The organism is Ruegeria sp. AK4, assembly GCF_056541025.1.
Window position 1 is genome coordinate 55,966 of sequence record NZ_JBQFXS010000018.1, and the last position, 12,642, is coordinate 68,607.

A 12,642-nucleotide genomic window follows, 5' to 3' on the forward strand; every position below is an offset into this window, starting at 1 on the left:
CGTTTGGATATTTTTCGTTTTTCCAACTCTTAGACAAGCACACTCTGCCTGTCCAATAAGTTGCCCGTTCCAATTGCAAAAAAGATGGGGTTCTATTTGAAGCTATCGTTTGCATTTTCTTTGCAGACAGCGGCTGAACTCAAATCAGTTTCTTATAACGCAAGCATGAAGAGCTGCCTCTTCCACACAAAGGGTGTACAATTAGGGGGATACAAACAGCGCAGAAAACAAGATAACTATTTATTATCAATAATTTAGTCTAATTAAATGGTGCCCGGGGGCGGAATCGAACCACCGACACGAGGATTTTCAATCCACTGCTCTACCCCTGAGCTACCCGGGCACGGGAACGACGTTTGTCGTTGGGTGGGGGCCTTCTATGACCTGAACCATGCAGTGTCCAGAGGCTTTTTGACATTTTTTCAATGCGGCCGCCGAACCTCGTCTTCGGGCTCTGACCCGACCGTATCGGGGTCCTCTTCGCGCTGTGACGGGACGGCGTAAGACCCGTTCAGCCACTTGGCAAGGTCGATGTCGGCACAGCGCTTCGAGCAGAAGGGGCGGAACTTTGTAACCGTGTCTTCACCGCAGATCGGGCAACTCATTTCAGCACCTCCGACAGGGGGATGCGCCCGCGCTTGCGCTGCAACTCGTAGTGGCCCAAAGGGGTCCAGCCCGCCAGCGTGGTTTCAATCCCATCTGCCTTGAAGGCCGCGCGCAGGGCGGCCTCGAACCCGCGGCGGTCTTTCTTGGGCATCGGCGCAAGGTCCAGCGTGATCTGCCCGCCAAGGCCGCGCACCCGCAGCGCGCGGGCCAAAGCTTTGGCGCAGGCGAAATTGGCCTTGGTGCCTGCGGCCAGTGACGTGTCCGAGCCAGTATTGACGTCCACAGCTACCAGCGCGCGGGTGGGTTGGATGTACAGGTGGCCGCCGCCGGGAAGCGGTTCGGATATCCCGCGCGCTGTGTCCAGTGCGTCGAGCACGCCGTGGGTTTCGAACCCGCCGGCTTGTGTCACGACCTCGACCGGGTCGGTCCAGTCGCGCCAGGCCAGAACGTGGGGGGCGTCGCCTTCCAGCAGCAGTTCCGGCTCGGTGCCCGGGTCGTTCAGCACCTGCTCGGCCTGAACCCGCATCGCGCTGATATCTTCGGCGATCTCAGCAGCGTCCTCGCCCTGACAGCACGAGCGCAGGATCAGGCCATAGGCGCTGCCCTCCATGCTGTCATGCGCGATTTCAAGCAGGCGGTCGCGTTCGTCCTCGTCGCGGATACTGCGCGAGATGTTCAGGCCGGGCGCATCCGGGGTGACGATGGCATAGCGGCTTTTGAACAGAATGCGGTCCGTCACCGGCAGCGCTTTGCCCGGTTCGGCATAGCCCGTCACCTGCACCAGCAGCGGCGCGCCGGGGGCCAGTCCCTTGACTTGCCGCAAAAAGGCCGGGCCATCGGGTGTGGTCAGGAACATCCCGCCCTGCCCCTTGACCGGACGATCAGCGCGGGCGCGGTAGATTGTGCCGGGCGCAGGCGCGTCCGAGGCGATCAGGAAATCATCCAGCCTGCCGTCCACCATCAGCGCCGCGGCTTCGCGGGTTTCGATGTGGTCCAGAACGATGGTACGGCCTTTCATGACGCCTCTTTGTACAATGGATAGCCGATGCCCTGCAAAAGACCGGCTGTCTCGGATAACGGCAGGCCCACGATGCCCGTGAACGAGCCCGAAATCCACGGGATGAAAGCCCCGGCAGGCCCCTGAATCGCATAGGCCCCGGCCTTGCCCTGCCAGTCACCGGTCGCGAGGTAGGCGTTGATTTCAACGTCCGACAGACGCTTGACCTTGACCTGAGAGACCACATCGCGCTGCAAAACACGCGCGTCGCAGCGCACCGCGACCGAGGTTACGACCCGGTGGCGCCGCCCGGACAAGGCATTCAGATACTCAGCCGCCTGCCCGGCATTGTCCGGCTTGCCCAGAATGCGGCGGCCCAGCGCGACCGTGGTGTCAGCACACAGAACAATATCGCTGGTATCCGCCTGAACCGCCTGCACTTTCTCGCGCGCGATGCGGCTGCAATAGGGCACCGGCAACTCGCCCTTCAGCGGCGTTTCATCGATATCGGGGGGGCGGATCGCGTCCGGCCGCACGCCAAGCTGCGCCAGCAGGTCCAGCCGCCTTGGGCTGCCCGATCCTAAGATAAACGCCATTGCGGCAGGCGTTACTTGAAGCGGTAGTTGATCCGACCCTTGGTCAGATCATAGGGGGTCATCTCGACCTGAACCTTGTCGCCGGCCAGAACACGGATGCGGTTCTTGCGCATCTTGCCTGCCGTATGTGCGATGATCTCATGGCCGTTTTCCAGCTCGACCCGAAACGTCGCATTAGGCAGGAGTTCCTTCACGACACCGGGAAATTCGAGCGTATCTTCCTTGGCCATGTTGTCTCCATCATTACGTTGAGCCCGCAGAATCTGCAGGCGTGTGCGCTTAAATGAGCCTATTTCAGCCTTATTTCAAGGCCGGAATCACCTAAAGGCGGGATATTGTGACCGAATCGACTCGGGGGAGTTGTTCGTCCCAATGCGTCCTGTTCAGCACGCGCCCGTCGGCGCGGACGTCGGCGATGGCGGTCAGGTCGACATCCGCATAGGTCCATCCGGGCTGGTTCAGCTGACCCTCGGCCAAAATGCCGGTGGCCGGAAAACCCTTGTCGGGCGGGCCGAAAACACCGCCCATGCCGGTGTTCATGTCCACCGCCTCGGACCAGTCGTTGCCTCCGACCAGCGAAGCCATGACCGTAACGCATTGATTTTCCAGCGCCCGGGACATGGCCCCGATGCGCACCCGCCAATAGCCCGAGAGCGCCTCGGTGCAGGATGGCACAAGGATCAGATCGGCCTCGCTGAGCGCACGGCCCAGCAGCGGGAATTCACTGTCATAGCAGATCAGAACGCCGATCCTGCCCAGCGCCGTGTCGAAGAGTTTAAGCGGCCCGCCGGGGGCAACGTCCCAGACCTCGCGCTCGAACCGGGTCATGATCTGCTTGTCCTGATGATCGCAACTGCCATCCGGGGAATAGAACGCCGCGCGGTTCACCGGTCGCCCTGCGCCGTCCACAACCGGGGCCGATGCGCCCAGAATGTAGGTCTTGTGCTCTTGCGCGAGGCGCTGATGCAGGGTCTGAACTTCCTGCGTCCGATCCGACACGGCCCGGATCGAGCGTTCCAGATCCCCGGCCACCCCGGCCCCGTCCAGCGTCGACAATTCCATCGCGCCGTACTCGGGGAAGACCAGCAAGTCCGCGCCCTGCCCTGCGGCCTCCGAAACCCAACGGTTCAGTTTGTCCTCGTACTGTGCCCAACTGTCGAGCCAGTCGAGATTGTAGGCGGCGGTGGCGACTTTCATGGGAAGGGGTTCCTCGGCGCTGGTTTGGCGCGACAGTAAGAGAGAACCTCTGCACCTGTACAGCCGCTTTGTTGGTCATTTCAACGACGGTAAAGTGAGTTGGCTTTCCACGGCTAAGTTGTTTCAATGGAAGCAGGAGGATCACCATGCAGAACCCCGAAAGCTTCGAGAAGTTCTATTTCGCCAAGGTCGGTATGGGCGAGGCCTGCGGATGTGCCGAACGGGTAATCGACGTGTTCGAATTCAACAGGAAAGGCGGCAAAACGGCCAAAACGGCTCTGAAACTGGAAAAAAGCAGACGCCGGACCCTCAGGGGATGGGCGGTCAAGTATGGCCTACTCAGTCGCAAGCGTCAGACCTGAGCCATCGTACAGCGTTCTATTCCGCAACATCTGCCTGTCAGCCTAAGGCCTGAACGGGCAAGATTTCTGTTGAACCGCCCGTGGGATTTTGCTCACAAATCCCTGATCCAGAACTGCAACGGCTTCAACGTCTCACCCTCTTCCCCGATATCTTTCCAGGAAAACTGCGCAACGACACCGGGCAGAGGCTCATATCCGCGTGCACGCCAGAACCCATCCAGCGGCCGGTAGCTTTCAGGCCGCATGGGATGATCCGCCGGGCGCTGGACGCCGCAGAAGGCGCATTTCCTGAAACTCAGGCTGCGGGCATGGGCTTCGCGCAGGTCGAAGAATTTGTGCCCGACGCCCTGACCGCGATAGTCGGGCAACAGGACGGATTCGGCGCAGTAGAAGATTTTGGACAGGTCCAGCCCGGTGCCTTCAAAAGCCGCAGCGAAATCGTCGGCATGGTCGGTCAGCGGCGCTCCGGTCGAGGCGCCAATTAGCCGGTCGCCGTCAAAGGCACCGACCACGATGGCGCGGTCGCTGTCGCGGTAGGATTGCAGGTATGTGCGCTCATACGCCAGGTCCCCGTCATACAGGTAAGGCCATGCCCGGAACACTTCGATCCGCAGGCGGGCCACATCGTCCAGCGCATCTGCCAGCGCGGGACCGGTCAGCGCGCGAACTTCGGTGACCTTAGCCATTCGACACCTGTTTCACCCAATCGGCGAGGTTGTAGAAGGTGGTGACGCGGGTGATCTTGCCGTCGCGCAGGTCAAAGAACGATCCGGCGGGCAGTCGGTAAGTCTGGCCGTGGGCTACGGGCAGCCCCTCATCGGTTTGCAGATAGGTACCGTTCACGATGAACTCGGCCGCGGCGCGGGTGCCGCCTTCGGCCTCGAACACCACGATATCGGTGAGCGTTTCCTTGTAGCATCGGTTCATATGGGCGCAAAAGGCGGCGAATTTCTCTTTGCCGGTCCTGATCTGGCCCTCGTTCACATGATGCGCCACATCATCGGACAGGCAGGCCAGCATGCCATCCACATCACCGGCGTTGAACGCATCGTAATAGGCTTTGACGGTCTGGTTCATGGTCCCTCCGTAGGCTCACCCCAGCTGTCTTTCAGATGCTTGATGATCTGATCGCGGGTCTGCCGGTAGTGGTGTAGCTTCTGTTCGCGGGTCTCGCCCAGCCCGGTAGGGTCCATTATTGGCCAATAATCGACATCCAGATGGAAAATCCGGGTCAGTTCCAGCGCCTTGCGCTGGCTTGCGGGCGACAGAGCGACGATCAGGTCGAACGAGCCGAGATCATCGCCCCATTCCTGCATCTCGTCAAAAGAGCGCGAGCGGTGGCGCGACAGCTCCACGCCAACCTCGTGACAGGCGGCGATGCTGAAGCCGTCGATCTCAAGGTCGTTATGCACACCGGCGGACTGCACATAGGTGCCGGTGCCATAGAATTTCTTCATCAGTCCCTCTGCCATCGGGGACCGAACCGCGTTGTGGTCGCAACAGAACAGGACCGACTGCGGCAAAGGCTTCACGCGTCAGCCCCCGAAATGCAGCACGCAGATCAGCGTGAACAGGCGGCGGGCGGTATCTGTATCTATGTCGGCCTTCCCTTCCAGCCGTTCCTGCAACACGCGGCTGCCTTCGTTGTGAATGCCGCGCCGCGCCATGTCGATGGTTTCGATCTGGCTGGGCGGCAGGGATTTCACCGCGTCGAAATAGCTTTCGCAGATCTGGAAATAGTCTTTGACCACCTGCCGGAAGGGCCCGAGCGACAGATGGAACTCGGCCGCCTTTTCGCTGGCCTCGGTGGCGATATCAAAGACCAGCCGTTTGTCCCGGATCGACAGCTGCAGGTGATAGGGGCCATCCGGCACCGCGCGCCCATCCCGTTTGGGCAGCGTAAAGCTGTTGTCCTCCAGCAGATCGTAGATCGCGACCTTGCGCTCCTGCTCGATCTCGGGCGTCGGCGGGGGCAGGTTGCTGTCATCCAGTTCGATATGCGAAATGCGGGTCATCTTTACGGTCACAATCCTTCACGTCAGCACAGACCTATATCAACGCATTTCGTTGAGCAACGGATAGAAGCGCCTTGGCGAAAAGTCAGCCATTCAACCGGTTCAAACGCGCCGTGACGGACAGGCCATGCGCCTCGAGGCTTTCAGACTTTGCCAACTGTTCGGCCGCAGGCCCGATGGCCCGCAGAGCTTCGGGCGTCATCTGGCTGAGCGTGGTGCGTTTGAGAAAGTCCATCACGCTGAGCCCCGAGGAAAACCGGGCCGAGCGCGCCGTGGGCAGCACATGGTTCGGGCCGCCGACATAATCTCCGATGGCTTCGGGGGTGTATTGTCCCAGAAAGATCGCGCCCGCGTGGATGGTTTTCCGGCTCAGCGCCACCGGGTCGGATACGCAGAGTTCCAGATGCTCGGGCGCGATACGGTTCGACAGCGCGGCGGCCTCATTCAGATCGCGAACGGTGATGACAGCGCCAAAATCGCGCCAGCTTGCGCCGGCGATAGCGCGGCGTTGCAGAGTCTCCAGACGCTTATCGACCGCGCGCGAGACCGCTTGGCCGAACTCGGCGTCATCGGTGATCAGAATGGACTGCGCGCTTTCGTCATGTTCAGCCTGGCTGAGCAGGTCCAGCGCGATCCAGTCCGGGTCATTGTCCTTGTCGGCAATCACAAGGATTTCCGAAGGGCCCGCGATCATGTCGATGCCGACCTTGCCGAATACCCGACGCTTGGCCGCTGCGACAAAGGCGTTGCCCGGGCCGGTGATCTTGTCGACCGGTTTGATCGTCTCGGTGCCATAAGCCAGCGCGGCAACCGCCTGCGCGCCGCCGATGCGATAGATCTCATCAACACCGGAAAGCTGTGCCGCCAGCAGAACCAGCGGGTTCACCTGCCCGTCAGGCGTCGGCACCGCGATGGCCAGCCGTTCGACACCCGCCACCTTTGCCGGGATCGCGTTCATCAGCACCGAAGACGGATACGAGGCCAGCCCACCCGGCACATACAGCCCGGCAGCCGAGACAGCCGACCAGCGCCACCCCAGCGTCGCCCCGGCCTCATCCGTCCATTGATGATCCTCGGGCATCTGCTTTTCGTGATAGGCCCGGATGCGGTCCGCCGCCAGTTCCAGCGCCGAGCGGTCCGTGTCCGAGACCTGCGTGACGGCGTCGGCAATCTCGGCGGCGCTGAATGCCAGTGTCTCGGGCGTCAGGTCCAACCGGTCGAATTTCGAGGTCAGTTCGATCACCGCAGCATCGCCCCGGCTGCGCACATCGTCGATGATCTGCGCCACAACCGCGTCCACATCCGGGCTGTCCTCGCGCTTGGCGCTCAGCAGGGTTTGGAACGCGGCCTCGAAATCGGGCGAGGTGGTGTTCAGGAAAACGGGCATGGTCAGGCACTCCGGGCGTTTGCATGGGTCATATCGCCCGGACCCGTGCGCCTCAACCCTCGACCTTGGGGTGCAGCGATTTGCGCATCGGGAATTGCGGAATGCCGTTCCAGTCGCCGGTGCCGCCCGTCAATTGCCAGCCCTGCGCAAGATAAAACTCCCGCGCTGTGCGGGATGCATCAAGGGTCGCGGCCTGGCAACCCATCGCGGCCAGTTCCTGTTCCATATAAGACAGCAGAGACCGCCCAACACCGCAGCCAGTGTGGTCTGGATCGACATACAGCAGCGAAATGACCCCGGTTTCCAGCAAACTGCCGACGGCTGCCAGCCGCCCACTCTGCTCTGCTAAGCGTATTTGCGCCCCAGCGTTAATCCGCTCTCGGATGTCCGCCGGATCCTTGTTCGCAGTCCACTCTGCCACCAGACCGGGATCATTGCCGTGATCGGCGGCGCAAAGTTCGGTGATCGAGCGGATCAGAACGCGGCTGATATCAAAGACGTCAAACACCGTCGCCGGGCGCAGGACATGCCCGGGCGGCACTTGCTGAAATGCCTGAGAAATACCGCGCTTGTTGTTCACTCGGGATGTTGCGGCGCGTGGCCCGACGGGGCGCGATAGGGCCGGGTGACATCTTTTAACGTGGCCTCCAGCGCCTCGACCCTCAGCCGGATCGCGCCATCGCCCGCAAGGGTCAGCAGAACCTGCCCCGCGCCATCCTCACCCGGTTCGAAATCAACAGACAGCAGGGACAGGATCATGTCCGTATCACTGCGGTCGATGCCCTGACTGGCCACCGACAAAACCGAGTCGAAGACCAGAACCGACTGCACCCGTTCGAACGGGCGGTCGCGGCGGCTGGCGGCATCCTTGTCTTCCCAGCGGAACCGGTTCAGCAGCAGGCCAAAGCGCCGCTGCGACGGCTGCCACTTCATCTCGGTCACCGGGAACACCGCATCCTGCGCCAGGGTCGAGATCACCTGCAGGTCGTCGCCATCCTCGGCTCCCAGATTCAGCGGCGCCTCGCGCCCGTCTTCGAAACTTGCGTCTGTCATTCGCCCTTGATCCGTTCAATCTTTGCGCCCACGCCTTCCAGCTTGCGCACCACATGCTCATATCCGCGGTCCAGATGATAGACCCGGCTGACCGTTGTCTCGCCTTCCGCCGCCAACCCGGCCAGGATCAGCGAGACCGAGGCCCGCAAATCCGTCGCCATCACCGGCGCGCCTTTCAGGCGCTCAACGCCGGTCACGGTGGCGGTCCCGCCATGCACCTCGATATTCGCGCCCATGCGCACCAGTTCGGGGGCGTGCATAAACCGGTTCTCGAAAATACGTTCTTCCAGAACCGAGGTGCCCTCGGCCGTGCACATCAGCGCCATCATCTGCGCCTGCAGGTCGGTCGGGAAACCGGGGAAGGGTTCCGTGACCACATCGACTGAGCGCACGCGGCCATTCTTGCGCGAGACTTTCAGGCCCGCTGCGGTCTGCACAACACTGACGCCCGCGCGTTCCAGTTTCTCGGCAAAGGACTCGACCAGCGACATTTTCCCGCCCAGCAGTTCAACCTCACCGCCACAGATCGCAGGGGCCAGCATATAGGTGCCCAGCTCAATCCGATCCGTCACCACCTGATGGGTCGCCCCGTGCAACCGGTCAACGCCCTGAATTTCTATGGTCGAGCTCCCCTCGCCCGAAATCTGCGCACCCATCTTGCGCAGGCACTCGACCAGATCGACGATCTCGGGCTCGCGCGCGGCGTTTTTCAGCACAGTCGTGCCCTTGGCCAGCGTCGCCGCCATGACGATGTTCTCCGTCGCACCCACGGATGCAAACCGCATCTCGTGCACGGCACCTTTAAGCCCTCCCGGAGCCCTGGCGTGCAGGTAACCGTCTTTCAACTCGATCTCAGCGCCCAGCGCCTCCAGCCCCTCGACATGCAGGTCCATCGGACGCGCGCCAATTGCGCAGCCGCCGGGCAAAGACACCACCGCCTGCCCGAACCGCGCCAGCAAAGGCCCCAGCACCAGATTAGACGCCCGCATCTTCCGCACGATGTCGTAATCTGCGGTCTGACTGGTCAGTGAGTGGCTGGACATCGCGATCACCTGACCATCCTGCAGCGAAGACACCTCGGCCCCCAGCGATTGCAGCAGCGCGGTCATGGTCTTGATGTCGCTCAGCCGTGGCGCGTTGGTCAGCGTCAGCGGTTCTTCGCTTAAAAGTGTCGCCGGCATCAGCGTCAGGCACGCGTTCTTGGCCCCCGCAATCGGAATCTGCCCGTTCAGCGGGCCATTCCCCGTCACCAGAATCGAATCCATCTGCTCTTATCCCTCGTCCTTATCGGCCTTGTCCCCCGAGGCCGCACGCGCCCTGGCCTGCGCCTTGCGCCGCGCCATGTTCGCTTTCAGCGCCGCTTTCAAGCGGTCTTCGCGCGTTTCCCGGGATTTGCCATGTTTTTTGGGTGAATTTTTCTCTGCCATTGTCTTTCTCTACAGGAGGCGAAAAAAACCGTCCAGACACCCTTGCGCCGCGTTTCGTTTGAGTCTAATCACCCGCCCACAGCGCTGCTGTAGCTCAGAGGTAGAGCACTCCCTTGGTAAGGGAGAGGTCGAGAGTTCAATTCTCTCCAGCAGCACCATGAATTCGAAAATTTCGCATTGATTTCAAAGCGATAACAGGGCCGCGCTGAAACCAATCCCCTTTCTGACCCCCCTTCGGTTGCGCCACTAATTGGTCTTTTCGTCGCTTTAAAGTTTGCGTTAGCTCGCAGGGAGCACCGACTCCGCGCAATTGTCAGTTGCTCAAGAAGCCAGCAGCGTGACTCCAATTGGACGTCGATGCCCTCAGAGATTCGAATGACGATTCGATATCCCGCCGACAACCGGCAAGCAATTAATGTAGGGCATAGTGTGCCAAGGCGTCGTGCCGAGCCCCGTCGGGATGCAAGGTCGATTGGTAAAGTGTAAAACTGGTGACAAGCATCTTTGTCAACGCGCTGTTCGTGTGGGGAGGCTGGGCATGCTGAACCGCCTCGCGATGCCCCGGTTTTGAGCGAGCTATTGTTACATGTGGGCGGAAGCGCCGACGTGGAAGTATGATTCCAGCTCGCCGCGTGGCGGTTTGGATTTTGCGGTGCAGAGCTACGAGCTCAGTACAATCCACCACCCCGACAGCCAGCACCTGCCCAAATCTTTCGACTCCTGAAAAAGTAATGCTAAAGGGCGAGACTGCCGTTGTTAGAAGCTCTTCATGCAATTCTTCCAGTTTCTCCTCGGGCTGATTGTCCAAGAAGACTAGCGTTAGATGCATGTTTTCCGGCGGCACCAATCGGCCAGCAGGTAGTTCGCACTGCAACCGTGTAAAAGCGGCTTTTGCCCCAACGCTGAGGGATATGGCAATGAAACTTCGCATTGAGCATTCCTGCAGTCGCTTTTGTTTTTAGAGTTTAGCACTCTAGCCATTTCACAAAGGTAGACTCGAACTAAAATTGATGAGCGTGCAATAGATATTCCGTAAGTTCATTGACCGTGCAATGGTTAACACATTGTTAACGGAGCACGATTGTGAAGTACCTCTTTTCTGCCGCCATCACGGCACTTGTTTTATCATGCCCAGTTGCTTTGGCTCAAAGTGCACCCTTGGAAATCAGCGAACAGAACGCACCTGTTTCAACGCAAACATTTTGGAACCTATTGGATACCAATGGCGAAGCAAAAGTCCTAAGAGCAGCCTGCTGCAAGATATGCCGAAAGGGTAAGGCCTGCGGCAATAGCTGCATCAATCGGAACTACAACTGCCACAAGGGCGTCGGCTGCGCTTGCAACGGATAAAGACATTACGCGAAGACCGTTAACGGCATTCCACAAAGGTTGTGAAACTGGCGGCTAAGTCGGCAACTTCCTCTGGCTCCAATTTCTTGTCGTCCAGACTAAGAATCGGATTAATGGCATTCTGAGCTAGAAACAGCTTTGCAATCTCTCCTCGTACGGCAAAGTTGACATTCTGCGGTGTATCTCCGAGGGCCTCGGTTACCACTCGTTCGTTTAGTTTTGCGACCACCACTCCGACCACTTGGCCGTCGGATGCAAGCAAAGGACCACCTGAGTTTCCGCTTTGAATAGGGCTTGTAATCTGCATGGTGCTCAAGTCGCCACCTATGCCCTTCAATGAAGAAACGGATCCGCGAGTGACGTTAAGGCCACCGAGTAGACCCGCATATGGGAAACCAACTGCGGTGACGTCCGAATTTAATCTCGCAGGACTGGCCGAAAATACGGCGATACCTCTGTCTCTCGGCGCGTCGTATTTTAGTAGCGCTAGGTCGTACTCTTCAGATGAAGAGACCAAAGTTGCTGGCCTGTCATCAATGAATACTTGTGCACACCCTTCTACGACATGCTGGTTGGTAAGAACATGTCCAGCCTCCGAGACAATAAAGCCGGTTCCGGCACTTCCTTGACTGTCGGGCCTAGATGCCTCCGGATCTTCACCAATTGGTTCATCCGCCTCTTCGAGTGCAGCGACCACTTGTTGGATGACCCTATCAAGTTTACCGTTGTTCGAGATATCCAGTGGATTGGCCCGGCCCTTTGAAATACTAGAGGCCACTGCACCTAGAATGTGTCCGTCCTGCTCGCTCGCGGACAGCATCACCGTTGACCAGCCGCCATTTACGAAATCTGACCTAGTATAAAGGGTGGAGCCATCTCTTTTTGTTGCCGAAGAGACGGCAAGGTCGTTTTTCCTAACTGTGTAAGGATCACGTCCCAACTGATGAGATTGGACAGTAAAGTCATGAAGCCTCTGGGCGGTTTCGACTGAGTGAATGCCAACGGAAATGGAAAAGCTGCTGTTGGCGTGACGATAATTCAAAAAGTAGTCGGAATCAGCTTCGCGACGAATAGTGTCTTCAGGCCAAAGGAAAGATAACCCCAAGCCCTCAAAGTACTGGATATCCCAACCATCCCGGGAGATGCGCTCGAATAATGTCCACGCCAGAAACGCCATGTGCCAGTCTTCAGGATCTGTTTCGAAGACTTCGCGAGAATAGTCGTCTAGCGCTCGATTACTGATTTTGCCCCACGCCCCATCTAACAGGCCATGATAGTGACCCTCAAATGCAAGTGCAGCCTGCAGAAACCGCTTGTCCTCGTAGCTGAGATTGGCCGCGTCAAACCCTTGCAGTAACGTCTCAAAGTCTTGCGAACGTGCAATTGACGGAAAAATCACACCAGCAAGAGCAATAGATGCAATCAAAATTCGCAATATTCTCATTAAACAACTCAACAGTCTGCACGCTTTCGGTGGCAATAGATTACATGCAGAAATGGGTATTTCTAGGACGGCTATGATTGGTTTCTGCATTGTGTGAAGATTCAAACATTGCTGGAACCTCGCGCCACCACCAACGGCGGTTCCTTTGGAAACGACCGAATATCAAACCACTTGAAGCACGTGCCATCAGCGTTGCGCTTGTCACCCA

General features: G+C 59.1%; 17 protein-coding genes and 2 tRNA genes. 2 read left to right on the top strand and 17 right to left on the bottom strand.

Annotated features, from left to right (window positions below):
• Window positions 1–268: 268 nt before the first annotated feature.
• The 6 genes from ACR0EZ_RS21055 to ACR0EZ_RS21080 all read right to left on the bottom strand — a co-directional run bounded on the left by ACR0EZ_RS21055 (window position 269) and on the right by ACR0EZ_RS21080 (window position 3,396).
• Window positions 269–343: transfer RNA gene (locus ACR0EZ_RS21055), tRNA-Phe, on the bottom strand.
• 79 nt (window positions 344–422) lie between these two features.
• A complete protein-coding gene (locus tag ACR0EZ_RS21060) occupies window positions 423–605 on the bottom strand; it encodes a DNA gyrase inhibitor YacG (protein ID WP_480616650.1) in 183 nt (60 codons plus the stop codon).
• Window positions 602–1,624, bottom strand: a complete 1,023-nt coding sequence (locus ACR0EZ_RS21065) for a ribonuclease E/G (RefSeq protein ID WP_480616652.1) — start codon at window positions 1,622–1,624, stop codon at window positions 602–604. The genes ACR0EZ_RS21060 and ACR0EZ_RS21065 overlap by 4 nt, the downstream gene beginning before the upstream one ends.
• On the bottom strand, window positions 1,621–2,199 hold the full coding sequence (locus tag ACR0EZ_RS21070) for a Maf family protein (protein ID WP_480616654.1): 579 nt from the start codon (window positions 2,197–2,199) through the stop codon (window positions 1,621–1,623). Before ACR0EZ_RS21070 ends, ACR0EZ_RS21065 begins: the two co-directional genes overlap by 4 nt.
• Window positions 2,200–2,210: 11 nt before the next feature.
• The gene (infA, locus tag ACR0EZ_RS21075; protein WP_005978431.1) at window positions 2,211–2,429 is read right to left on the bottom strand and encodes a translation initiation factor IF-1; all 219 of its coding nucleotides are present in this window, start codon (window positions 2,427–2,429) and stop codon (window positions 2,211–2,213) included.
• Between the two features lie 91 nt (window positions 2,430–2,520).
• Entirely contained in the window at window positions 2,521–3,396 is an 876-nt protein-coding gene (locus tag ACR0EZ_RS21080; protein WP_480616655.1) for a carbon-nitrogen hydrolase family protein, read from the bottom strand.
• A gap of 146 nt (window positions 3,397–3,542) precedes the next feature.
• Here ACR0EZ_RS21080 and ACR0EZ_RS21085 point away from each other — a divergent pair, with 146 nt between their 5' ends.
• Window positions 3,543–3,758 (top strand): hypothetical protein, encoded by a 216-nt coding sequence (locus ACR0EZ_RS21085; protein ID WP_480616657.1) that lies wholly within the window; start codon window positions 3,543–3,545, stop codon window positions 3,756–3,758.
• A 92-nt stretch (window positions 3,759–3,850) separates the two neighbouring features.
• Here the strand turns inward: ACR0EZ_RS21085 and ACR0EZ_RS21090 are convergent, their stop codons facing one another.
• From ACR0EZ_RS21090 to ACR0EZ_RS21130, 9 genes are all read right to left on the bottom strand, one after another.
• Window positions 3,851–4,444: a GNAT family N-acetyltransferase gene (locus ACR0EZ_RS21090; RefSeq protein WP_480616659.1), complete on the bottom strand. Its 594-nt coding sequence runs from the start codon at window positions 4,442–4,444 to the stop codon at window positions 3,851–3,853.
• Window positions 4,437–4,835, bottom strand: a complete 399-nt coding sequence (locus tag ACR0EZ_RS21095; protein WP_480616661.1) for a ketosteroid isomerase-related protein — start codon at window positions 4,833–4,835, stop codon at window positions 4,437–4,439. Before ACR0EZ_RS21095 ends, ACR0EZ_RS21090 begins: the two co-directional genes overlap by 8 nt.
• A complete protein-coding gene (locus ACR0EZ_RS21100) occupies window positions 4,832–5,290 on the bottom strand; it encodes an arsenate-mycothiol transferase ArsC (protein WP_480616663.1) in 459 nt (152 codons plus the stop codon). Before ACR0EZ_RS21100 ends, ACR0EZ_RS21095 begins: the two co-directional genes overlap by 4 nt.
• Window positions 5,291–5,293: 3 nt before the next feature.
• Window positions 5,294–5,773 (bottom strand): UPF0262 family protein, encoded by a 480-nt coding sequence (locus tag ACR0EZ_RS21105; protein WP_480616665.1) that lies wholly within the window; start codon window positions 5,771–5,773, stop codon window positions 5,294–5,296.
• Window positions 5,774–5,858: 85 nt separating this feature from the next.
• On the bottom strand, window positions 5,859–7,160 hold the full coding sequence (hisD, locus tag ACR0EZ_RS21110) for a histidinol dehydrogenase (protein WP_480616667.1): 1,302 nt from the start codon (window positions 7,158–7,160) through the stop codon (window positions 5,859–5,861).
• Between the two features lie 52 nt (window positions 7,161–7,212).
• Entirely contained in the window at window positions 7,213–7,740 is a 528-nt protein-coding gene (locus ACR0EZ_RS21115; protein WP_480616669.1) for a GNAT family N-acetyltransferase, read from the bottom strand.
• On the bottom strand, window positions 7,737–8,213 hold the full coding sequence (locus tag ACR0EZ_RS21120; RefSeq protein WP_480616671.1) for a DUF2948 family protein: 477 nt from the start codon (window positions 8,211–8,213) through the stop codon (window positions 7,737–7,739). Before ACR0EZ_RS21120 ends, ACR0EZ_RS21115 begins: the two co-directional genes overlap by 4 nt.
• The gene (gene murA, locus ACR0EZ_RS21125) at window positions 8,210–9,478 is read right to left on the bottom strand and encodes a UDP-N-acetylglucosamine 1-carboxyvinyltransferase (RefSeq protein ID WP_480616672.1); all 1,269 of its coding nucleotides are present in this window, start codon (window positions 9,476–9,478) and stop codon (window positions 8,210–8,212) included. The genes ACR0EZ_RS21120 and murA overlap by 4 nt, the downstream gene beginning before the upstream one ends.
• Before the next feature lie 6 nt (window positions 9,479–9,484).
• A complete protein-coding gene (locus tag ACR0EZ_RS21130) occupies window positions 9,485–9,640 on the bottom strand; it encodes a hypothetical protein (RefSeq protein ID WP_480616673.1) in 156 nt (51 codons plus the stop codon).
• Between the two features lie 83 nt (window positions 9,641–9,723).
• Here ACR0EZ_RS21130 and ACR0EZ_RS21135 point away from each other — a divergent pair.
• Window positions 9,724–9,798, top strand: a tRNA-Thr gene (locus ACR0EZ_RS21135).
• Between the two features lie 254 nt (window positions 9,799–10,052).
• On the opposite strand, the gene thpR is transcribed toward ACR0EZ_RS21135, so the two are convergent.
• Together thpR and ACR0EZ_RS21145 are read right to left on the bottom strand one after the other, a co-directional pair.
• Window positions 10,053–10,571 (bottom strand): RNA 2',3'-cyclic phosphodiesterase, encoded by a 519-nt coding sequence (gene thpR, locus ACR0EZ_RS21140; protein WP_480616675.1) that lies wholly within the window; start codon window positions 10,569–10,571, stop codon window positions 10,053–10,055.
• Window positions 10,572–11,009: 438 nt separating this feature from the next.
• Window positions 11,010–12,434, bottom strand: a complete 1,425-nt coding sequence (locus ACR0EZ_RS21145) for a S1C family serine protease (RefSeq protein WP_480616677.1) — start codon at window positions 12,432–12,434, stop codon at window positions 11,010–11,012.
• Window positions 12,435–12,642 lie beyond the last annotated feature (208 nt).